This is a genomic window from Paenibacillus sp. FSL H7-0703, from assembly GCF_038003485.1.
GTDB lineage: Bacteria > Bacillota > Bacilli > Paenibacillales > Paenibacillaceae > Paenibacillus > Paenibacillus polymyxa_B.
Genome location: NZ_JBBOPF010000002.1, coordinates 130929 through 153597 on the forward strand (window position 1 = coordinate 130929; position 22669 = coordinate 153597).

22 protein-coding genes and 1 tRNA gene are annotated in these 22669 nt (G+C 46.2%); 6 read left to right on the top strand and 17 right to left on the bottom strand.

Annotation, left to right across the window (positions count from 1 at the left end; all coding sequences use genetic code 11):
* Positions 1 to 2: 2 nt before the first annotated feature.
* The 4 genes from MHB46_RS24990 to MHB46_RS25005 all read right to left on the bottom strand — a co-directional run bounded on the left by MHB46_RS24990 (position 3) and on the right by MHB46_RS25005 (position 2820).
* A complete protein-coding gene (locus MHB46_RS24990) occupies positions 3 to 701 on the bottom strand; it encodes a 5'-methylthioadenosine/adenosylhomocysteine nucleosidase (protein WP_061828997.1) in 699 nt (232 codons plus the stop codon).
* Positions 702 to 815: 114 nt separating this feature from the next.
* Positions 816 to 1823 carry a catabolite control protein A gene (gene ccpA / locus MHB46_RS24995; protein ID WP_061828996.1) on the bottom strand — a complete coding sequence of 336 codons (1008 nt, stop codon included), beginning with the start codon at positions 1821 to 1823 and terminating at the stop codon, positions 816 to 818.
* Between the two features lie 107 nt (positions 1824 to 1930).
* On the bottom strand, positions 1931 to 2272 hold the full coding sequence (gene ytxJ, locus MHB46_RS25000; RefSeq protein ID WP_061828995.1) for a bacillithiol system redox-active protein YtxJ: 342 nt from the start codon (positions 2270 to 2272) through the stop codon (positions 1931 to 1933).
* 101 nt (positions 2273 to 2373) lie between these two features.
* Positions 2374 to 2820, bottom strand: coding sequence for a hypothetical protein (locus MHB46_RS25005; protein ID WP_341163848.1), 447 nt, complete (start codon positions 2818 to 2820; stop codon positions 2374 to 2376).
* A 339-nt stretch (positions 2821 to 3159) separates the two neighbouring features.
* Between MHB46_RS25005 and MHB46_RS25010 the strand changes: the two genes are divergently transcribed.
* Positions 3160 to 3696 (top strand): type 1 glutamine amidotransferase domain-containing protein, encoded by a 537-nt coding sequence (locus MHB46_RS25010; RefSeq protein WP_341163849.1) that lies wholly within the window; start codon positions 3160 to 3162, stop codon positions 3694 to 3696.
* A 249-nt stretch (positions 3697 to 3945) separates the two neighbouring features.
* Here the strand turns inward: MHB46_RS25010 and ptsP are convergent, their stop codons facing one another.
* The 4 genes from ptsP to aroA all read right to left on the bottom strand — a co-directional run bounded on the left by ptsP (position 3946) and on the right by aroA (position 9636).
* Positions 3946 to 5691 (bottom strand): phosphoenolpyruvate--protein phosphotransferase, encoded by a 1746-nt coding sequence (gene ptsP / locus MHB46_RS25015; protein WP_254329784.1) that lies wholly within the window; start codon positions 5689 to 5691, stop codon positions 3946 to 3948.
* Positions 5688 to 7571, bottom strand: a complete 1884-nt coding sequence (locus MHB46_RS25020) for a glucose PTS transporter subunit IIA (RefSeq protein ID WP_061828992.1) — start codon at positions 7569 to 7571, stop codon at positions 5688 to 5690. The genes ptsP and MHB46_RS25020 overlap by 4 nt, the downstream gene beginning before the upstream one ends.
* Positions 7572 to 7875: 304 nt before the next feature.
* The gene (locus MHB46_RS25025) at positions 7876 to 8310 is read right to left on the bottom strand and encodes a CoA-binding protein (protein ID WP_341163850.1); all 435 of its coding nucleotides are present in this window, start codon (positions 8308 to 8310) and stop codon (positions 7876 to 7878) included.
* A gap of 33 nt (positions 8311 to 8343) precedes the next feature.
* Positions 8344 to 9636, bottom strand: coding sequence for a 3-phosphoshikimate 1-carboxyvinyltransferase (aroA, locus tag MHB46_RS25030; RefSeq protein ID WP_341163851.1), 1293 nt, complete (start codon positions 9634 to 9636; stop codon positions 8344 to 8346).
* Positions 9637 to 9906: 270 nt separating this feature from the next.
* On the opposite strand from aroA, the gene MHB46_RS25035 reads away from it, so the two are divergent.
* Complete coding sequence (locus MHB46_RS25035; RefSeq protein ID WP_010345522.1) at positions 9907 to 10212, top strand: rhodanese-like domain-containing protein; 306 nt, start codon at positions 9907 to 9909, stop codon at positions 10210 to 10212.
* Positions 10213 to 10459: 247 nt separating this feature from the next.
* Here MHB46_RS25035 and gndA read toward each other — a convergent pair whose 3' ends face one another.
* On the bottom strand, positions 10460 to 11866 hold the full coding sequence (gene gndA, locus MHB46_RS25040) for an NADP-dependent phosphogluconate dehydrogenase (RefSeq protein WP_013310934.1): 1407 nt from the start codon (positions 11864 to 11866) through the stop codon (positions 10460 to 10462).
* Positions 11867 to 12039: 173 nt separating this feature from the next.
* Positions 12040 to 12639, bottom strand: a complete 600-nt coding sequence (locus MHB46_RS25045) for a hypothetical protein (RefSeq protein ID WP_165177417.1) — start codon at positions 12637 to 12639, stop codon at positions 12040 to 12042.
* Between the two features lie 279 nt (positions 12640 to 12918).
* Here MHB46_RS25045 and MHB46_RS25050 point away from each other — a divergent pair, with 279 nt between their 5' ends.
* Complete coding sequence (locus tag MHB46_RS25050; protein WP_025724011.1) at positions 12919 to 13551, top strand: YktB family protein; 633 nt, start codon at positions 12919 to 12921, stop codon at positions 13549 to 13551.
* Positions 13552 to 13576: 25 nt separating this feature from the next.
* Here MHB46_RS25050 and MHB46_RS25055 read toward each other — a convergent pair whose 3' ends face one another.
* Entirely contained in the window at positions 13577 to 14860 is a 1284-nt protein-coding gene (locus MHB46_RS25055) for an MFS transporter (protein ID WP_165177419.1), read from the bottom strand.
* A 187-nt stretch (positions 14861 to 15047) separates the two neighbouring features.
* Between MHB46_RS25055 and MHB46_RS25060 the strand changes: the two genes are divergently transcribed.
* The gene (locus MHB46_RS25060; RefSeq protein ID WP_165177421.1) at positions 15048 to 16523 is read left to right on the top strand and encodes an aminotransferase class I/II-fold pyridoxal phosphate-dependent enzyme; all 1476 of its coding nucleotides are present in this window, start codon (positions 15048 to 15050) and stop codon (positions 16521 to 16523) included.
* Positions 16524 to 16630: 107 nt separating this feature from the next.
* Here the strand turns inward: MHB46_RS25060 and MHB46_RS25065 are convergent, their stop codons facing one another.
* Complete coding sequence (locus MHB46_RS25065; protein ID WP_061828984.1) at positions 16631 to 16936, bottom strand: DUF1292 domain-containing protein; 306 nt, start codon at positions 16934 to 16936, stop codon at positions 16631 to 16633.
* A 79-nt stretch (positions 16937 to 17015) separates the two neighbouring features.
* Positions 17016 to 17573 carry a hypothetical protein gene (locus MHB46_RS25070; protein WP_013310940.1) on the bottom strand — a complete coding sequence of 186 codons (558 nt, stop codon included), beginning with the start codon at positions 17571 to 17573 and terminating at the stop codon, positions 17016 to 17018.
* Between the two features lie 200 nt (positions 17574 to 17773).
* Here MHB46_RS25070 and MHB46_RS25075 point away from each other — a divergent pair, with 200 nt between their 5' ends.
* Positions 17774 to 18532, top strand: coding sequence for an MBL fold metallo-hydrolase (locus MHB46_RS25075; protein ID WP_165177423.1), 759 nt, complete (start codon positions 17774 to 17776; stop codon positions 18530 to 18532).
* A 121-nt stretch (positions 18533 to 18653) separates the two neighbouring features.
* Here MHB46_RS25075 and MHB46_RS25080 read toward each other — a convergent pair whose 3' ends face one another.
* Positions 18654 to 18890 carry a DUF3892 domain-containing protein gene (locus tag MHB46_RS25080; protein WP_013371899.1) on the bottom strand — a complete coding sequence of 79 codons (237 nt, stop codon included), beginning with the start codon at positions 18888 to 18890 and terminating at the stop codon, positions 18654 to 18656.
* Between the two features lie 87 nt (positions 18891 to 18977).
* A complete protein-coding gene (locus MHB46_RS25085) occupies positions 18978 to 19421 on the bottom strand; it encodes a GNAT family N-acetyltransferase (RefSeq protein WP_069289898.1) in 444 nt (147 codons plus the stop codon).
* Positions 19422 to 19562: 141 nt separating this feature from the next.
* On the opposite strand from MHB46_RS25085, the gene MHB46_RS25090 reads away from it, so the two are divergent.
* A tRNA-Val gene (locus tag MHB46_RS25090) sits at positions 19563 to 19634 on the top strand.
* A gap of 216 nt (positions 19635 to 19850) precedes the next feature.
* Here the strand turns inward: MHB46_RS25090 and nirD are convergent.
* Together nirD and nirB are read right to left on the bottom strand one after the other, a co-directional pair.
* Complete coding sequence (gene nirD, locus MHB46_RS25095; protein WP_165177425.1) at positions 19851 to 20180, bottom strand: nitrite reductase small subunit NirD; 330 nt, start codon at positions 20178 to 20180, stop codon at positions 19851 to 19853.
* Positions 20181 to 20192: 12 nt separating this feature from the next.
* Positions 20193 to 22625 (bottom strand): nitrite reductase large subunit NirB, encoded by a 2433-nt coding sequence (gene nirB, locus MHB46_RS25100; RefSeq protein ID WP_341163852.1) that lies wholly within the window; start codon positions 22623 to 22625, stop codon positions 20193 to 20195.
* Positions 22626 to 22669: the final 44 nt, after the last annotated feature.

Consider the following 22669-nt stretch of genomic DNA (forward strand, 5'->3'; position numbering starts at 1 on the left):
CATTAGCCCAAATGCTTGAGCATGAACTCCACAATACGATGCGAACGATGTGAAGCTTCTACCGTAAATTCAGCATAATTAACGTGAGCCGATCCATCAGCCTTATCTGACATAGACCGTAGGACAACATAAGGCACAGCGTTCATATGAGCTGTCTGAGCCACAGCTGCACCTTCCATTTCGGTACAAGCACCGTCCATTTCCTGATGCAATGCAGTCACTAACTCACGACTTGCAACAAATTGATCGCCAGAAAGTACCTTGCCGACAATATAACGATCGCCAAATGATTTGCAGGCTTGCTCAGCTAGACTTACAAGCTCGGGATCAGCCACAAACTCTGAGGTGTCCTGATAAGGAATGACCCCTCTGGCATAACCTAAAGGCGTTACATCCATATCATGCTGCATACATGTTGATGAGATGACAATATCCCCAATGTTTAAATCGGGATGAACGGCACCTGCCACTCCCGTAAATATAATCTGTTCTACACCAAAATGATCAATCAGGATTTGTGTTGTTACCGCAGCATTAACCTTGCCTACACCGGATTTGCAGACAACGACTCTTTGCCCGTGAATGATTCCTGTAGTGTACGTGATTCCAGCCTTGACCGTCTTGCTTGCTTCCGTCATCGCTGCCAGCAGCAATTCAATTTCTTCATCCATAGCACCCATTAATCCGTAAAGTCGGCTCATTACGCATCCCTCTATTCTTGGTTTGATGATGATGTCCATAAGAAGCTTTATATCCGCGAAAAAAGCTCCATCAAAGGAGCTTTCATCGAAGGTATATCCTATTCAGCACTGCGTCTAGTCTAAATAATTAACTGACAACCGCAAAATAGTTTCATGCGGCAAAATAACGCGAGGGTTCTCCACGTTTTCCTTTTTCATCAGCTTGGTCAGCAAACGCATCGCTACCGCACCCAAATCGTACATCGGTTGCGCGACGGTTGTCAGCTGAGGACGAACCATAGAGGCCATACGAATATTGTCGACACTGATTACCGAAAAATCATCAGGAACTTTCAATCCCTCATCCTGAATACTGTGGATCGCACCAATTGCCATTTCATCCGTAGCAGCAAAAATCGCACTTGGCTTCTTCTTTAGGCCGAGAAAATATTTCATTGCTTCGACACCGGATTCATAACGGTAGTTCCCGATTCGCACGAGATCCTCCTGATAATCAATTCCGGCTGTTTCCAGTGCTCTCTTGTAACCTTGGAAACGTGCATAGCCGTTTGCAGGGTCTTGAAGCGTACCACTGATCATTGCGATTTGACGGTGTCCATGGCGGATCAACGTGTTTACTGCATCATAAGCAGCGGCTTCATGGTCGATATCGACCGAAGGATAGCTTCCTTTTTCATCACTCGTTGCACATAGAACAATAGGGACCGCAGCTGTATGGAACGCCTGAATATGCTCGTCCGTTACTGTACCCCCCATGAACAGAAGACCATCCACTTGCTTTTCAAGCAATGTGTTGATGACACGAATCTCTTTTTCTTTTCTTTTGTCGGCATTACACAAAATAATATTATAGTGATACATATTCGCTATATCCTCAATACCGCGCGCAATTTCTGCAAAAATTGAGTTCGATATATCCGGTATAACCACGCCGACGGTCGTTGTCTTCTTGCTGGCCAGACCTCTAGCGACCGCATTTGGACGATATCCCAATTGTTCAATCGCTTCGTACACTTTCTTGCGGGTCTGAGGTTTCACATTAGGATTATTGTTAACTACGCGGGACACTGTGGCCATTGAGACGCCAGCTTCGCGAGCTACATCATAGATCGTTACCGTCACATTCCTTCTCTCCATTGCCAATAAATTTTCAACCGAATCCTAGATCAACTAATTAGAACCATGATACGACAAAATACTACTTTATGCAACGACAGCACACATTCTATCTATGTGAGATGATCGTGGAGTGCACGGGCTGTAATATTCGAATGGGATGTATGCCAAACAGCCTCTCCGTCCTTGATTAAAATGGCCTGCGGGGATTCATGCTTCACCTGAAGCCTGTCCGCGGTTTCATTGGACACCGGCCGATCTTCTACTACATAAATGATACCGTATTCAATATTTTCGTTGGGAGCGCCATGCAAATAGGACTCCACTTCCTGATATGCGCCTGCACTTATCGGACAACGTGTGCTATGTTTAAAGAGAAGCAACGGCTTGTCTGATGACGCTTCCAGAGCCGTATTTAATTGTTGAACAGTAGTCATTTTTGTCATCGTCGCCATTGGATATACATTCCTTTCTGTGTCTTGTCGTATGGCCTATTCTCATCGTAACAAAAAGAACATGTAAAATCCAATGGTGACCATGAAAATTTTCATATTTTTTAGTTTTTTGTATTCGTAAATACCGATTTACTGGTAAAACCGGATAATTGAACCAATTTTTTCTCTACATCATTCATCCAATCTTCGTCTCCCAGACTTCTCGCATATCGATAAAGATCCAATAAGAGATTAATTCGAAGCTCCATCCGCTCCTCCAAAGCAGATTGCCAATCCACATTGGGATTGTCCGCTTCCTCCAGTACAAGCTTGCGAATGATTTCTGCCAGTTCATTGTTGCGAGCAAAAGATATTCTCCGTGCCGTAGGTTTGCTCCCTAGACTTTGTAATAGTGCCTTAATGTCTTTCGTCACATGATGCAAAACCTCACTGGAAAAACATGACGAGCATGAGAATACAGGGACGTGCAAAATTTCAACCTTGCCCGCATAGATTACCTTTCGCAGTTCCAGCCCCATCGGTTTGCCACATTGACATTGCTTATGCATTTAACCACCTCATTACGTAGGATCAAACTATACGAGGACCTCGTCAGAATCCAAATATATCTATCTACTAGTCTAATAAATATTTGTTAACTCCATTAAATCTATCATACCTTAGTTTTATTTCGACTTTGGGACCTCAAATCCTTCCACAGATTGCAGCTATGAACAAATTACCAAAGCTTTGGCGGGTCAGAAAATGACGACAATTGCTGTCAAAAAGCAGACTACTAACATAAGAATCTGCGAAGGAATGGACTTTGGGCGTTCTTTTTCTTAAGATGTAAAAGTACAGATTACAAAACAGAGGTGTCATCATGTGACGCACGAAAGGATGGTTGGATGTCAAGACTTGCCGGAAAAAAGGTTATCGCCCTAGTGGATGAGGAATTCGAGGATCTGGAGCTGTGGTATCCGATTTACCGTGTTCGTGAAGAAGGCGCAGAAGTGCATTTAGGCGGTGCGGAAAAGGGTAAAAAATATATTGGAAAATATGGCGTACCTGCTGAAGCGGAATATGCCTTTGAGGAACTGAATAGCAGCGATTATGACGGGATTCTCGTCCCTGGGGGTTGGGCACCTGATAAACTGCGCCGCTATCCCAAAGTAATTCAACTCGTACAGGAGTTTCATGCTGCTCATAAGCCAATTGGACAAATCTGCCATGCAGGCTGGGTACTGATCTCTGCTAAAATTTTGGATGGTGTTACGGTAACCTCCACACCAGGTATTCGTGATGATATGGAGAATGCAGGAGCTATTTGGAAGGATGAGGCAGTTGTAACGGATGGACATATTGTATCTGCTCGTCGGCCGCCTGATCTTCCACCTTACGGAAAAGCATTCTGCGATTTGTTAGCAGATAACACCCGGAAATAAGAGAATAAGTCCTGACACTCAGGGCTTGAATAACCCAATCTAATGGAATGAGGATAATTGCTAATTATGAATTTTTCATAATCACAAGAGGTTGTCAACAAGATGAAAAAAAGAACCTTCAAAACCATGAATAAAGTGGTGTTGAAGGTTCTTTTTCATCTAAACCATGCTACGCCATTAAGGTTTGCTACGACAAACCTAACAGTACGGAGTTCGGTTCCTCCTGAAGATGTATACGGACATTAGATATTACTGCCGTCCAGGCCCGGCCGGAGTGCAGCTGACATTAGCTGCGGTGAGCTTGTCTTCGATCGCTGCACCAGTGGACATGCCAAAGCAAACCTGAGCGACTGTCTTTGCCTCAGATGCAGTCGTATTCAGCACACGATGTTTGACCCGCAATAAAGATTGGGGAGACATGCTGAGTTGATGTATCCCCAGTTCCAGCCAAAGAGGAACGGACCGTTCATCTCCAGCCATCTCACCACATACACTCACATCAATTCCTGCTTGATGTGCCGCTTGTGCAGTCATGCGCAGCATTCGAAGTACAGCTGGATGGTATGGATGGTACATATGTGCAATCTGCTCATTCATACGGTCTACAGCCAGCACATACTGAACCAGATCATTCGTTCCGATACTAAAAAAATCTGTTTCAGCTGCCAATAGATCAGCGATCATCGCCGCAGCCGGTACCTCAATCATAATTCCTCGCTGAATGTTCGGATTATAGGCAAGCCCTCTTGCATCCAAATCCGCCATAGCCTCCTTCAAAAGAGCATCTGCCTGGCGGACCTCCTCCACGGATGAAATCATCGGATACATTACCTTGATATTTCCCATTGCACTGGCTCGCAAAATTGCAGTCAACTGGGTTTTAAACAATTCCTTCCAATCCAGACTGATCCGTATAGCACGGTAACCTAGAAAAGGATTTTCTTCCTCTGGTAGTTGAAGATAGTCCAACGGCTTATCTCCACCGATATCCAATGTACGGATGACTACGGAGTGGTTTCCTGCCTTTTCCGCTATCAGCCGATATACTTCATACTGTTCCTCTTCATCTGGAGCAGATTTGCGATCCATGTATAAAAATTCCGTGCGGAACAGTCCTACACCTTGAGCGCCATGCTTCAAAGCTGCCTCCAGCTCTTTAATCGAACTAATATTGGCCGCCAGCCTCAGGGTGGTTCCATCCTTGGTCACGGCATCTACAGAAGCAAGTACCTGAAGCTGCTCTTTTCTGCGTCGCTGCTCGTCGCGCAAAATTTTATAATGATCAGTTACCGTTTTTTCCGGATTCACATAAACTTTGCCCAGGTCTCCGTCCACAACCATCATGTCTCCCGTTTGAACGGGCAAATTCAGATTGCTCTCTAGTCCTGAAACAAGTGGAATACCAAGTGCACGGGCCATGATCGCAGAATGCGAAGTTTTACCACCATTCATAGTTACAATCCCTAAAACATAGCTAGGATTCAAGTGTGCCGATTGGGAAGGTGAGAGCTCCTTGGCTACCAGAATATAGGGCTGTGTGTCCTTGGGAAGAGTCACCTCCGGTGCACCCAGCAGATGCTTGAGCAGCCGGTTCCCCACATCTTTGATATCGATTGCCCGCTCCTTCATATATTCATCGTCCAGTAAATCAAACATTGTCACAAAATGATCAATGGCTTCCTTCACGGCCACCTCGGCCGCCTTGTACTGACGCTCAATAATTCCACGAATTTCATTCATGAATTCCGGATCTTCCAATATCGCAAGATGAGCATCAAAGATGCTGGATTCTTCTGGCCCCACCATCTCTCGAAACTCATCCTTAATAAACTGGATTTCACTTTTGGATGTGCGTATCCCTTCATACAAACGTTCAAATTCCTTTGCAAGATCTACCGCATCCATTTTTTGATCAGGTAAATCCCACTCCCAGCTCGGCAGGACAAATGCCTTCCCGATTGCCACACCTGCTGCGGCGCCGATGCCTTCTATCATGTTTCTACCCCTCCAACATTCCTGTCATGCAGCACAACGGACATTACCGAGGCCTGACCTTTTTTCACTGTTTTAAACGGAGCAAAGCTCCACGACTTGACGCGATCCGGATTCGTGATGACCATAGGAGTCACCAGCGATGGAGCTTGCTCTCGCAGCGCCTGCAAATCAAATTTGATCAGCAATTGCCCCGGTTCCACCGTATCGCCTGCTTCTACCATAGCAGTAAAATTCCCTTTTAGCTGTGAAGTATCAATCCCGATGTGAAGTAGAACTTCAAGTCCCTCTCGTGTGGAGATGCCTAAAGCGTGCATAGTCGGATACAAGTGCATCACAGTACCATACACCGGAGAAACAAGTTCACCGCGTTCAGGAACAAAAGCAACACCGTCCCCAACCAGCTTCGTCGCAAAAATTTTGTCAGGCACTTCATGAATCGGTAGCATTTTTCCATGTACAGGAGCGTTGAACAAAATTTGAGGGAGATCACGCTCCATCAGCTTCGCGATTTCCTCACGAATCAGTTCTGAATACGTTCCGAATACAACCTGCAAATTACCCCCACCCAGATTGATAAGCCCGGCCGATCCCAAAGCCTTCATCGCTCCGGTATCAATCAGCCTGTCATTGTGGACGGTCAGCCGCAAACGTGTGATGCAGGCCTCTACCTGCACAATATTTTCCTTCCCGCCAAGTGCTTCCAAAATAAGCGGAGCACTATAAGGAATATTGCCGGCCCAATCCTCCAGAACCGAACCTTCCTCGCGCCCAGGAGTTGGAATACGGAACCGCCGGATAGCCCATCGAAACAGTACATAATACACAAGCCCGTACGCCACCCCCACTGGAATTAACAACCAGGCGTTATGTGAGAGATGAAAATTAAGGACATAATCTATAAAACCCGCCGAATAGGAAAATCCGTGATGAATATCCAGCTCAAAGGTAAGCCACATGGCCAGCCCAGACATAACTGCATGAACGAGGAACAAATAAGGAGCAGCAAACAAAAATGCAAACTCAATCTGTTCCGACACTCCAGTAAAAAAGCAAACAAGCGCAGCTGTCAAAAATGTTTTTTGCACCTTTGGCTTCAAATCTTCACGCGCTTCCTGAATGATCGCTAGCGCAATGGCAGGGATGGCAAACATCATAATGGGGAACAACCCGGACATGAAATAGCCCGCTGTCGGATCGCCAGCAAAAAACCGGGGTAAATCGCCCTGCACAACGTTGCCAGACGGCGTTTTATATGTACCCAGTTGAAACCAAAAAATATTATTAAGCAGATGGTGCAGACCAAAGGCCGCCAGCAACCGGTATAGAATACCGTAGATAAACAGTCCAAAGCCGCCCAAGCTTGATTCCAGACCTACTATAAATTGCAGCCCTCTCTGTATGAGTGGGGCAATAATTAGCATGAGTCCTGCAAACACAGCCGAGAAGAGGCCAATAAGCAGCAGAACAAATCGGGTACCTCCAAAAAATTGAAACACCTCGGGCAATTTGATGCTTTTGAAGCGATTATAGGCCACCCCTGAAATGACCCCCAAAATGATACCAATGAGCGTCGCCGGTTGAATGAGTCCGTTTCCAAATCTCAATGTGACCTGATCGTATATAGCCATACCAGCCAATGCTGCCAGTCCCGCCTGACCTGCCTGATTCGACATACCCAGGGCAACACCAACCGCAAATAAATATGGCAAAAAATAAAAAATCCCGTGTCCAGCCGCATTTGCCATATCAGACACCATAGGGAATCCCCATGTGGACCAAGGAAGGCTGCCGAGACTTAGCAATATTGCAGCGGCTGGTAGCACCATCGTCGGGAGCATGACAGCACGACCGAGCTGTTGTAAGGATCCGAGCCAATTCATGGCATTCCTCTCCTTTCTATCCCTGATGGTAAGCCGAATAAATACTTTTGTCAAAGCAATGATTCCATCTGCCAAAATATTTATTTACGCTACTACAGGTCAAAAAATTTATCATCACAACAGATAACACTATGAATCCGTTTAGAGCAATTTCATTATCAAGACATACATACATTATATGGATTCCTGAAAGTATAATATACTGTACCATATTCCTCGTTTCGCACCAAAAACCTTCAACCCTGTGAAGCAAGGGAAGAAGGTTTTTATTCATCTGCGTATAGCACAGATCACTGATCCATGTTTATCCTTTACGTACAGCTTGGGTCACTGAGTCCTCCACCTTAATGCAACGATCCATAATAACTGTCATTCCATGCTCCTGCGCAATGTCAGCGGCTTCCTGGCTTATAATTCCCTGTTGAAGCCACAAAATCTTAGCTCCAATAGCAGCTGCTTCACGCGCAACCTCTGCACAGTATTCACTGCGGCGGAATACATTGACCAGCTCCACAGGCTCAGGTACTTCAGCAAGACTGGCATAACAAGTCTCCCCAAGAATCGTTTGCCCTGCCACCGCAGGGTTAACCGGAATAATCCGGTATCCCCGCTTCTGCATGGCATAAGAAACCATGTATGAAGTACGGTCTGATTTATCAGACAAACCAACAACCGCAATATTGCCTACTTGTTCCAAAATGCTTTTAATCTCTTCTCTCGACGGATTTTCAAAAGCCATTCTGTTCCCTCCTATTCGCATCTTCGTTTGTTTTTATTTTACCCATTCTACAGAAGCACCAAGCGTCATTAGATGGTCAAAATACTGCGGATACGATTTGGCGACATGATGTGCATCCTTGATTACTAGCGGCTTCTGTGCGCGCAAACCTACAATCGTCAAGGCCATAATAACACGGTGATCAAAGTGCGCGTTAATTTCCACGCCACCTTCGACACCCTCCGGTCTGCCATGTACGATAATTTCTGCTTGACGTTCTTCTACCCGAGCACCAGCCTTGGTCAGCTCATTCAAATAATCGGTAATGCGGTCACATTCCTTATACCGTAAATTCTCCACGTTATAAAAACGGGACGTGCCTTCAGCAAATACAGCCGCAGCCACCATTGCAAGCACAGCGTCTGTTGCAGCATCACCGTCAAACTCAACAGCTTTCAATCGGCCATTGCCCTTCACAACGACGGTATCGTTCTCATGTGTCAGTGGCACTTCCATCATACGCAGCACATCTACGATAGCGCGTTCTCCCTGTTTGCTCTGCTCTTTAAGACGATGGATGGTAACATCGGAATTCGTTACTGCAGCCGCCGCCAGCACCGCTGCACTCCCTGGATAGTCTCCCTGTACCGTATACGTACGTGGCTGGTAGGATTGCCGCCCCGGGACACGGAAAGACATGTAATCATCGCTTGCATGAATGATAATACCAGCCTCTTGCAATACCTCCAGAGTCTGCCCAATGACCACCTTAGATTTCAAATCATGCAGCACTTCGATTTCACTGTCTTCCTCCAGTAAAGGCGTAAGGAATAACAGGGCGCTCAAATATTGTGAGCTAACCGAGCCGGACACCTGAATTTTACCGCCCTTCGCCTGACCACCCTGAATACGAATTGGCAACTTACCTTCACGATGATCTACTTTCACGCCCAGTTGCCCCAGTGCATCGATTAAATCATCATGTGGTCTCTTGCCCAATGAGTCGGGATATGTATTAACAAATGTAACATCCGGACATAGAGATGCAATACCCATCAAAAAACGGAGCACCGCTCCTGCGTTTCCCACATTCAATTCCTTCACAGCTTGAGGATGGCTACCAAAACCTGTAATCACTATTTTTTCATCATCCTCTTCCAGTACTGCACCCAGATCGGCGATACAACGGCGCATAGCATCACTATCTTCACTATGAGCTGGATAATAAATGGTACTTTGTCCTTCAGCAAGTGCCGCAGTGAGCAGATAACGAGTAGTGTAGTTTTTGGAGGACAGGGCCCCAATCTCTCCTTGCAAGGAAGGGGTAGGTCTAACGATAACATCCATAATGTACATGCTCCTTTTCGGTTCAAACCATCCTATTTTACGTTAATTATACAAGTTGTAGCATTCATTTCTCCACCCAAAAAATAAGAAATATTAATCTAAGTCCCTCAAGTTGAATTCCGTCGGTTAATTAATCTTTATCTGCCTTTAGGATTAAGTCGATTGACAGCCTAGAGATAGCTTAGCTATCATACATAGAGTGTGTGTGACATTTTGCACACGTCAAAAACATACGTAGCACCCAATATATATCAGAAAAGAGGTCCGGCCATGACGCAAATCGCCCTGATTGAACCTTCTGAGTTGCGCGCACGTCTGCAAGCAGGAGAGCAATTGCAATTAATCGACGTCCGCGAAGCGGAAGAAGTAGCGGAAGGCATGATTGAAGGTGCCAAGCACATTCCGCTCGGACAGCTTCCGGGTCGTCTTGAAGAAATTGAACGCACCGGTGAAATTATCTTTATTTGCCGGAGCGGTTACCGCAGTGAACGAGCCTGCGAATATCTACAGCAGCTAGGTTATGAAGGCTGTACTAACATGACTGGCGGCATGCTGCAATGGTCACAGGAGCAATAGAAAACCTACTTAACAAAAGAGACGGGAACTTCCCGTCTTTTTTGTTTTGACTCAAAGCTTAGACGCGGTAATGCATTAAAATATTTTGTCCCTATCATACCATAGCCTCAAAAGATTACACAATCCTCTACTGCCATCATAATCGTGTCCATAATTATAAATTAAAAAACGGAAGCTTCTTCTACCCATAGGGCGAAAAAGCTTCCGTTGTATTACATAATGCTATTCATGCATATCCGTCCGTTCATTAGAACCATTGATGATGGAATACGCCTTCTTTGTCCACACGTTTGAACGTATGGGCACCGAAGTAGTCACGTTGTGCTTGCAGCAGATTTGCTGGCAAACGCTCAGTGCGGTAGCTGTCATAGTATGCAAGCGCGCTGGAGAAGCCAGGCACTGGAATACCTTGGGATACAGCCACGGAAATCACTTGACGCCATGCATCTTGATACGTTTCAACTACATTTTTGAAGTAAGAATCCAGCAACAGGTTTTTCAAGGCAGGATCGCGGTCATATGCATCCTTGATGTTTTGCAGGAATTGCGAGCGGATAATGCAACCGCCGCGGAAGATCATAGCGATTTTTCCGTATTTCAAATCCCAATCATATTCATCGGAAGCTGCACGCATTTGAGCGAAACCTTGAGCATAGGACACGATTTTACTTGCAAACAGTGCTTTACGTACACTTTCGATAAATTCTTTTTTGTCGCCGCTGAAGGACTCAGCATTAGGACCGCTCAGCACTTTACTTGCCGCAATGCGCTCGTCTTTCATAGCAGACAAGAAGCGGGAGAATACGGATTCGGTAATCATGGACAATGGCACACCCAGATCCAGCGCGCTTTGGCTTGTCCATTTACCTGTACCTTTTTGACCAGCAGCATCCAAGATAACGTCTACCATTGGCTTGCCTGTTTCAGCATCATACTGGGAAAAAATGTCAGCTGTAATTTCAATCAGGTAGCTGTCCAGTTCCCCTTTATTCCATTCCGTGAAGATTTCATGAAGCTCTTCCGCATTCACATTCAGGACTGATTTCAACAAGTGATACGCTTCACCGATCAATTGCATGTCGCCGTACTCGATACCGTTATGCACCATTTTTACATAGTGACCAGCACCGTCAGGACCGATATATGTACAGCAAGGGTCGCCTTCCACTTTAGCAGAGATTGCCGTTAGAATCGGCTCTACCAGTTTATAGGCACTTTCCTGTCCACCCGGCATGATAGCAGGACCATTCAAGGCACCTTCTTCACCACCGGATACGCCTGTACCAATAAAGCGAAGTCCTTTTTCCTCCAGCTCCTTGCTACGGCGCTGTGTATCAGGGAAGTAGGCATTGCCTCCGTCTATAATAATGTCGCCCTTGTCCAGATGAGGCACAAGCTGTTCAATCGTGGCATCTGTTGCTTTACCAGCTTGAACCATGATCAGGATTTTACGGGGGGATTCCAATGAGTTCACAAATTCTTCAATAGAGAAAGTACCCGTCAGTTTTTTACCTTCTGCTTCTTTGATAAGATCGTGCGTTTTTTCTGGAGAGCGGTTAAAAACCGAGACGGTGAAGCCTCTGCTCTCAATGTTAAGGGCTAAATTCTTACCCATTACCGCCAGGCCGATCACACCAATTTGCTGTTTTGCCATCTGGTTCCTCATCCTTTGCAACATATTTTGTCTTCTATATCGCCGCTTTACCGCATTACACTTTATGTGAATCGGAACACGTGCACTTCTATTTTAACGTTTTTGATGTAAGAAGTGAACCCCTGTCTATTCACAGATCAAAACACCCCATTTACATGAGGTGTTCAGATGTACTACGCTTCCATCATCAGCAGTTGGTGGGATAGCGTTTGCAGGCGTTCATGGCAATTCCCGATTTTAGCCTTATCTCCGTCTGTCATCGCTATGAACAGCTTCTCCAATTCATCGTCCACTTCCATTTTAAGCAGCAGCAGTCGGGTTTCTCCTTCATTGGAAGCGTACATATCCTCCATTTCCTGTGCGGACAGCACCGGTCCCTTCTGATAAATGACACGCTGCTTAAAGCCTGTAACCTCGACCAGACGAATGACCTCACCAAACAAAATATTTTCTACCAAAATATGATGATCCTTGACTCTTTTGACAATGGCATGACCTCGGGTGCTTCCAATCAGCTTCTCCAACCACTCAGCCAGCTTGGCATCGCGGATTACATAATCTCCAGCCAACTTGTAGTGTCCTGTGCGCAGCTGTTGAAAACGGAGCTTCACCAGCTTACGCCCGGTTCTCACCGACAAAACCAGGTACGACTCATCCTCGCTCCAGTACAGCGAATACCCTTCCGATATCAAATCCTTGATCAGATTATGGATATGCCGACGGCTAAACCGGAGCTCTAGATTGCAATATTCTACCTCACAGCCCTTGTTCACGGCATTCCCTCCTTTTTCAAGTCCGATTCAAGAAGTCCGGCTACAGCAAGCCTGCGGCTTTCCCGCTTGATCTTCCCTTGCTCTATTTTATACTTCATTTTATGTAAGGGTACTTGGTTATTTGACCTATTTTTATGAGTAACAGCGAACAATCCTACTTTTGCCTTATATGCTTGTTTCAAACCTAGTCTAAAGTCGGCCAAGCCCGGCGGCATTATGCTATAATTGGACATATTACGCCACACGTTATGGCTTAACCCAGTTACAGGAGGAAAAGGAATGACATTTAGTGGATTTACTGCAAAGGACTTCGATGTTTTTGAAATACCGGGATTGGAGCCTCGTATGGAAGTGCTGATTCAGCAGGTTCGGCCCAAGCTGGAGGCAATTGGCGAGGAATTAGCCCCATTTCTGACGGACTTATGTGGAGAGCCTATGCACGTTCACGTCGCCAAGCATGCACGACGCAAAGTCAATCCCCCCAAAGATACTTGGGTAGCCTGGGCGGCAAATAAGCGCGGGTACAAGGCGCTGCCGCATTTTGAGGTAGGTATGTTCGCTTCCCACCTATTCGTTATTTTTGCAATTATTTATGAAAGTCCTAACAAAGCTACATTTGCCCAGGCACTCGAAGCCAATCTGAGCGATGTGCGCTCTAACCTGCCTGATCATTTTTACTGGTCCATGGATCATATGGCTCCGGAAGGCACAGAACAACAACATATGGATAATGAAGATTTTCAAACGATCATCCATAAGCTGCAACAGGTAAAAAAAGCGGAGGTCATGTGTGGAATCCGTATTGACCGAGAAGATCCACTTGCCAGCGACGGGGCTGCATTATTACAGGCAGTGCGTTCTACCTTTGAGCATTTGCTGCCGCTGTACCGAATGTCTTTCTCGAAAGAGTAGCCCTCGCCGCTTTTCAAGGCGCTGTTCAGGCCTCCACATTCTTCCTGCGTGGATTGCGCGCCAGAGCCAGGTGGCAGCCAAACATGAGCAGCATCACGACCCCACTGATGATAAATGGAGCGGTGTGTCCGACACGGTCCCATAGCACTCCTGAAACGAGCGGGCCTATAACCATGCCGGAGCCTTGAAGTGTTAAAAAAAAGCCCCACACCGTTGCTCGCTCGCTTTCCGGAATCAATCGGGCAAGAAAGGTGTTCCATGCAGGCAAAATGAGCGCATATCCCAAACCAATAAGCGCCACGGATACAAACACCAGCGGAATAGATCGAACGATTGAGAAGAAAAACAGCGTAATTCCGGCTAGCAAAAAGCCAACATGTAGAAAATACTCCGTTCCAAGTCTGTCGACCAACTTGCCACAAGGGATCAGTGCCAGCACAGTCACCCCACCGCCTGCAATCAGAAGCACGCTGTACAGGTTTGGTGAAATCCCGAGGTCCGTCCGAGCGTACAGCGTCAGTACGGGGCTGATCAAACCGATAACAAAAGACTGCAAAAATAGCGCCGGGTAAATTAACGGATTGACGTTAAGCTTTGTTTTGAGCACACCGATCGTCTCCTGGATTCCTTTCAGAATTTGCTGTTTCTGCTTTGTGTACCCATCAGACGACACTAGAGCGCTCTGTTCGAGGTCACCTTTATCAGGAGACCTTTTCGGTCCTGGCAGCATAAGAGCAACCAACAACAATACAATACTGCATCCTATCAAAATCATGAACACCATGCCGTAAGAATGCCCATAGTGGGATATGGCAAAGTTCATAATGAGCGGACCCAATCCCGTTCCACCCATAGACGCAATTTCCAGTGTGCCCATCGCCGCGCCATTGCTGTTATTAGGCCCGGACATTTCGGTCGTTCCGGTCATAACACAAGGCCAGAGCGGAGAAGTACCCAGACCGAGCAGCAGACACGCAACGACGAGCCACACGGGCTCTGTCAATACGCTCAGCATAATAATCGCTACAAGCGTAAACAACAGTGCGGTCGACATCGTTCCACGGTAGCCGAGCCGTTCAGCCATCCAACCCGCCGGTGCCCGAAACGCATTGTCTCCAAAATACTGAAGCGAAAAGGCCAAACCAATAATCCCGGCCGACAAACCAAGCGTTTCTCCCATATATACCGGCAGGATGGATACCAGAAGAGATCCTTTCATAAATTCGACCAGAAATACCAATACCCACAATTTGCTAAAAAAAGGAGTCCACAGCCGCTTTGGAGCTTTTTTTCGTCCATTTTGCCTCATCTAATCCACATCCTCCACCTTCGTTTTTTGGCTGTATAGACCGGGTTCTCAGCCTACTCCACTCTTTCGCAAATAAATGCGCCCTCAATCGCTTGCATTCCTACTTCAAACTGCTATACTCAATTTTGTTCTATTATCACTTGCACAGGATTGTCGAAATCCTGCACGAAAGGTTGTGACAACACTAATGAATCAAAGCAACACCCCGCTTTTTACTGCTTTGAAAAAGCATGCTCAGAGCAACCCGGTTCAATTTCACATCCCAGGTCATAAAAAGGGAGTGGGAGCAGATTCGGAATTTCGCGAATTTATGGGGGATAATGCCTTTTCCATAGATATGATCAACATCGCTCCATTGGACGATCTGCATCAGCCATCAGGCGTCATCGAAGAAGCTCAAAAGCTTGCAGCAGAGGCCTTCGGAGCTGATTATACGTATTACAGTGTACAGGGGACAAGCGGAGCCATCATCACCATGATTATGTCCATTTGCTTGCCAGGTGATAAAATTATTGTACCCAGAAACGTACACAAATCTATAATGTCTGCCATTATCTTTGCTGGTGCAAAACCAGTATTTATTTCTCCAGTCAGTGATGAGAATCTCGGTATTCACCACGGGGTTACAACCAAGTCCGTACGCCGGGCATTGGAACGTCACCCTGACGCCAAGGGCGTCCTTGTTATCAACCCGACATATTACGGTGTGTGCGCCGATTTGAAGGAAATTGTAGATCTCGCTCACAGCTATAATGTGCCGGTCCTGGTCGATGAGGCTCATGGAGTACTGATTCATTTTCACTCTGATCTACCGATGTCCGCCATGGAGGCGGGAGCAGACATGTCAGCTACAAGCGTTCACAAGCTGGGTGGTTCCTTGACTCAAAGCTCAATTCTGAATGTAAATACGAAAAACGGATACGTTAACCCACAGCGTGTACAAACGATTTTCAGTATGCTGACAACAACGTCGACTTCGTATATTCTGCTGGCTTCGTTGGACACATCCCGACGTAATCTAGCCCTTAACGGTCATGAAATAGCACAACGTGCTCTGGAATTGGCTGAATATTGTCGTTCAGAGGTCAACAAGATTGAAGGGCTATATTGCTTTGGCAGCGAAATTCTTGGCACGGAAGCTACCTATGATTATGATCCAACCAAAATTACGGTTCATATCCGCCATTTGGGCCTTACCGGATACGATGTGGAAAATTGGCTGAGAGATCACTACAATATCGAGGTTGAGCTTAGCGATATGTACAATATTCTCTGTTTGGTGACCCCCGGTGATACCAAAGAGGAAATTGAAATTTTGTTGAAAGCTCTGCGTGAGCTGGCTTCTCTGCACTATTCCACAGGTCAGGAGCATGAGCTAGTTGTAAAGATACCGGATATCCCTCAGCTCTCCCTCATTCCAAGAGACGCTTTTTATGGAGATACGGAAATCGTGCCTTTCAAGGAATCTGCAGGTCGCATTATTGCAGAATTCATCTATGTGTATCCACCTGGTATTCCAATCTTACTGCCAGGAGAAGTTATTTCGCAGGACAATATTGATTATATTGTTGATCATGTAGAAGTAGGCCTGCCTGTTAAAGGACCTGAGGACCGAACAGTACATCAGGTGAAGGTTATCGTCGAAACTGACGCTATTTCATAATATTGAACTGTCAATACATGCTTAAAAAACATGTTGATAGTCAAGAAAAAAAGCCCCCATTCGGGGGCTTTTTTTCTTAAAGAGCTATACAGCTGCTACATCCAATTCTATTCGTATTGCGCAACAAGCTCGCTATATGCAGCTTCTACACGTTTCCACTCATCTTCGTCCTCAATATTGTAAAGCACCATTTCTTCGTTTTCTTCTTCCATACGAAGAATAATGCCATCCGCTTCGGGATTGCCTCGCTCAAGCAGAAGAGCATAAATGTGATCCTCTACGTCAAAGGTCTCTACCAGCACCATTTCTACATCTTTACCATTTTCATCAGTTAGCGTAAGAACCATTTCTTCATGTTCGTGGTCATGATCGTGGTTGCAGGCTTCACCGTGTTCATGTTTGTGATCACTCATGGAAATACCTACCTTCAAATTGTTTTATTTTCCCCCGTATCGTAACATGATCAAGGGTGCAGGTCAATTTGTGGTATGCCTAATTTATCGCTGTAATGACTTTTTCGGACACCAAGGTATAGCTGCCGTCTTTGCTCTCTTTAATATAGAAACCAACCCGGTAATTCCCTGCTGTTTTGAAATCATACGTAAAGTCGTTCGTACGGAACCAGAAGTTATCCTTTTGCGCTCCTTTGATATCTTGAGACTGAATATCCTTCACGTTGCCCGAAGGGTCGGTGATCGCTACCTTCACTCCGGAGATATCTGTTTTCAAGGTATCAATTTGACTAAATACATTAAATTTCACTTTATTGCCTTTATTCACGTTACCAAACACAGTATCTCCCTTGAACAGGAACATATGCACGTTCGGCTGGTCGAAAACAACTTTTCCACCGGATGGATCAAAATTGACAAGTCCATTAAAATCACGGATGGGCACATAGGTTTTCCCATCAATGACAACTGCACCATCTTTTGACACTTCTCCATTAATAATCAACTGCACTTGGTCCTTGGCGGATTCCGCCGAAATGGCGGTCCCTCCCATTATTGAAAAGGCCATCATCAGGGCCATCACTCTTCTCCATTTCATAACTACTAATCCCTCCATCGTCATCTGTTTAAAACCTTCTGTCGTACATTTATACCTAGCTCAGCCGCACAAGTTGCGCTGTGTTTCACAAATTGTCCAAAGTTTTTACATAAGGAGCCAAATCTTTAGTTCCGGTAGCATAGGTGATAAAATACGACTGTAGAAGTCCTAGTACACAAAGTCTGGAGGATAAATCCATAATGAGCCTAACGATACAAATGCTTGGCACAGGCAGTGCCTTTGCCAAGCATTATTACAACAACAACGCGCTGCTGGACAGCGGAGAAGGCAAACTGCTGATCGATTGCGGTACAACCGCTTCTTTAGCATTACACCAAATGGGCGTCCCTCTGCCTGATATTGACGCAATTTTAATCACACATATTCACGCAGATCATGTCGGAGGTTTGGAGGAATTCGGTTTTCAAATGAACATTCTTCATCGTCGCAAGCCTCTACTTTATATCGCCGAACCACTAATCTACCCTTTATGGGAGCATACACTCAAGGGCGGAATGTCACAGCAGGGTATGATTGACAAGCTTGAAGATGTATTCGAGGTAAACGTAATAACGCCTGGTGCACCCACTACATTAGTATCCGGTATTCAGGTGGAGCTAATCCCTACAAGGCATATTCCTGGTAAAAACAGTTATTCCATATTCATTAATGACCGCCTTTTTTATAGTGCAGATATGGTTTTTGACCCTGATTTGCTTCATCATCTGGTGCATGAACGAGGATGTCGGAGTATTCTCCATGAGGTTCAATTACAAGGCGCTGGAGAAGTCCATACGACATTGGACGAGCTGCTAAGCTTGGCGCCATCTCTTCAAGAACGGATTCATCTAATGCACTATAGTGATGATATGGAACAGTTCAGGGAGAAGGCAGGGGTCATGTCCTTTCTGGAGCAGCAACGAGTATATCAACTTACAGAGTTGGAACGTGCAGAGTAGCATACTAAATACAGCTTGAACAATTAACAAAAGCCGCCTAGCTTTCCTACAAAGGATAGCCAGGCGGCTTGCTGTTCTTGAATATAATGATGAACTTGCATTCTAATGTTGCGAATTAAGGTCAGAACAATGGCAGTTGATCCAGGTTGTTAGAAGGATCTCCATCGGCATCTCCCCGAATTCGTTTGCTTCCATCCTTGGCCTTGAACACGTTAACGCCTGCAATTGAGCCTGCCTCAATCTCGTTCAATGCTTGGCTATAATCTAAAATCCGACCGGTAGATGTCTGAAAAGACGTAAGGTCGCCATCCCCGTTTTTACGTACTGCTGTAATTTGCTCCCGTTCTGTATTAGCCATGCTGTATCGCTCCTTATCCATAGTATAGTGGAGGAACTTTTACTAGCATGCACATTGTACAGATTTGTATGCACCTTACGCTGTCGACTACAACTTTTTGCGCATACGTACATGCGGTATTCCCGCATCGTCAAAAGGTTCATCAGAGATCGTCTCATAACCGAGCTTTTCGTAAAACTTCTCGGCTTGACATTGGGCATCTAGCAGCGAGTATCTTAGCCCCAATTCACGTGCACGTTCCTCCAGTGCTAGCAGTAATACACGTCCATAGCCTGCGGCACGATGCTCCTTGAGAACGGCAATACGTTGCATTTTAGCTGTATCTTCCTCATAGTATGTCAACCGACCAGTGGCCACCATTTCACCATGTTCACAAATTAGCAAATGATGGGCCGTATCTCCCAGCTTGTCATAATGATCAACTTCTAAATCGAGAGGAACTTTTTGCTCTTCGACAAACACTTTGGTACGGATCGATATTGCCTCCTGTAGCTGCTCCTCTGTTGTTACACTTATAATTTCTGCGGCCATCATCTGTTCCCCCTATCATTAATTCCAGATTGCAAACTCACTAAATTCGAATTATATATATAAATGCTCATGAAGTACAGGCTGACTTCTATTTTTCCACTTTACATATATGGTTAATACATGATATTATCTAGTAACCGCAGGACGGTAGCTCAGCGGGAGAGCATTATCTTGACAGGGTAAGGGTCATGGGTTCGATCCCCATCCGTCCTATTCGTCAAAAGCCTTGATACTCAAGGCTTTTTTGTTTGTCTCGAGATAAATCCAGTTATCCTGTGAAAAGAAAATAGGTTATTGACTAAGATTTAGTCAATAACCTATTTTTCAATCAAAATGATGCCTACTTCTTCAACAAAGCCTTTCACCTTGATCCTTCTATTATATAGAAGAAAAAAAAGCAGAACCTCCAGCACAATACGCATAGAACTCTTAGATTACGATATAAACCTCCCCGCTCTCACTGTCAATCTCCGTGGGGTAAGCAGTCACACATCCAGTATCCGGCTCTTGCACCCGGCCAGTGGAAAGGTCGACTTTCCAGTCATGGAGCGGACAATGGACCGATGAGCCACATATCATTCCTTCGGATAACCGCCCCCCTTTGTGCGGACAACGATTCTCAAGCGCATGCACGCTGCCATCGCTCAGACGGAATACAGCTATCTCTGTATTATGAATGCGAACTGCCCTTGCTCCACGTCGGTCAATTTCGTTCAGATCAGCTATTCTGATTCTGTTGGTTGTCGTATTAGTCTCCATTTTGTCAGCCCCCTATTCCATTACTGGCTTAAGTTCCGGCAGTTGCACAAAATTTTTGCGCAGCTCTTCGTTGTGAATAATTTCGTGCCACGGATCAGTCGTCGTGCTTAACGTCTCCTCAATTCTGGTCACCAGTTGCTTCCTCGTCTCTGCATTCGCGAGTGCGTGTTTGATGGATTCAACTCCGACCCGTTCCACCCAATGGGCTGTGCGTTCGTTCCAATTGGCCTGCTCGCGATAATACTGCAGATAGGCACCGGTCCATTCCATCACTTCATCCTCAGTTTTAACGGTACAAAGCAGTTCAGCTGCCCGAACCTTAATACCGCCGTTACCTCCAACGTAGATCCCCCAGCCACCGTCAATAGCAACGACGCCCAAATCCTTGATCGTCGCTTCAGCGCAGTTACGCGGGCAACCAGATACAGCCAGTTTGACTTTGGATGGCGCATTCAGACGTTCAAATGCCTTTTCCAACCGGATGCCCATACCCATAGCATCCTGAGTGCCAAAGCGACAAAAGGTGTTACCTACGCACGTCTTAACCGTTCGCAGCGTCTTTCCATAGGCATATCCAGAAGGCATATCCAACTCGGCCCAGATCCCCGGCAAATCCTCCTTCTTCACACCAAGCAGGTCAAGACGTTGGCCACCCGTAAATTTCACCAGAGGCACATTGTATTTCTCTGCGACAGCAGCAATTTTCTTCAGGTCGGCAGGTGAAGTAACTCCTCCATAAATGCGGGGCACGACAGAATAGGTGCCATCTTTCTGTATATTGGCATGGTACCGTTCATTCGTGAATCTGGATTCCTTCTCATCCTCATAATCCAGCGGCCATAGCATACCTAGATAATAATTGAGGGCCGGCCGGCATTTGGTACATCCTTCTGTCTCGTTCCAGCCCAGCACATTCATCACTTCTTTGACGCTCTTCAATCCCATCTCCCGAATGCTATCAATGATCGCTTCCCGGTCAAGCGTCGTACAACTACAAATTCCCTCTTTCATCGTTTCTCCGGCTTCTGCGCCTGCGTATAGCTGTAAGAGTCCCTCCACTAATGGCTTGCAGCCGCCACATGATGCCGATGCCTTTGTGCATGCCTTAACCTCCCCGACACTCCGGCAGCCAGCCGCAACCGCCTCTCCAATGTCACCCTTGGATACACCATTACATCCGCATACAATTTCGTCATCAGGCATCTGCTCTAGCATCATGGCGCCACTAGCTTCAGGTTGACCGGGATTGAAGCCTAGTAATAACTCTTTCTCTCGGCCGACCACCGACTCGCCACTTTTGATCAAAGAAAACAGCATGGCTCCGTCAGACGTATCCCCAAACAGAACAGCTCCGATCAGTTTTTCTTCCTTGATCACGATTTTTTTGTAGACGCCGCCAATATCATCCTGATACCGCAGGGAACGTGTTCCCGGTTCATCCTTGTAATCCCCTGCTGAAAACACGTCGACACCCGATACCTTCAACCTTGTCGAGGTAACAGAACCACTGTAGCCGGGAATCTCCATTCCCGCGAGCCGCTGAGCCAGTACACCACCTTGCTCATATAATGGAGCAACCAGCCCGTAAGTGATTCCCCGGTGTTCTGCGCATTCTCCAACGGCGTAGATTCCGGGGATATTCGTTTCCATGTAATCATTTACGATGATGCCGCGGTTTACAGGGATTCCCGCCGACAGCGCCAGTTCAATGTCTGGTTTGATGCCTACCGCCATAACGATCAGATCTGCTTCCAGCTCGCTGCCATCGGCAAATTTCAACCCTTCCACGCGGCGACGCCCCGTAATAGCCGCCGTCCGCTTATTGACCAGAAAAGTCATTCCCTGCTCCTCCAGCTCGCGCCGTAGCATAAGGGAAGCAGCCTCATCCAGCTGCCGATCCATAATATATCCGTTAATATGAATAACCGTGACGTCCATCCCCAAGTTAAGCAGCCCCCTAGCTGCCTCCAGCCCAAGCAATCCGCCGCCGATGACGGCTGCTTTTTTGTGCGTCTTTGCGGTCTCCATCATCGTTTCACAGTCACGAATATCCCGAAAACCGATAACACCTTCCTTGTCGGCTCCTGGAAGCGGCAGAATAAAGGCTTTAGAACCTGTTGCCAACAACAACAAATCATAAGAGATGCATACGCCGGAGCGCGACGTCACCTGCTGCTTTTCCGTATCGATAGCTGTGACAGGATCATCGGTATACAATCGAATATTGTTGTCTTCATACCAACTCCAGTCGTTGATGACAATATCCTGCAAACCAGCCCCTCCCGCCAGAACGGAGGACAGCATAATCCGGTTATAGTTTGGATGGGGCTCTGCCCCGAATACCGTAATTTCATAGCTACCTGGTGCAAGCTTCAGCAAATGTTCGAGAGTGCGTATTCCCGCCATTCCGTTGCCGATCAACACTAACTTTTGGATATCGTTCATCAGGTCACTCCCCTTCCATTTGTATCCTTAAAACATAAAAAGCC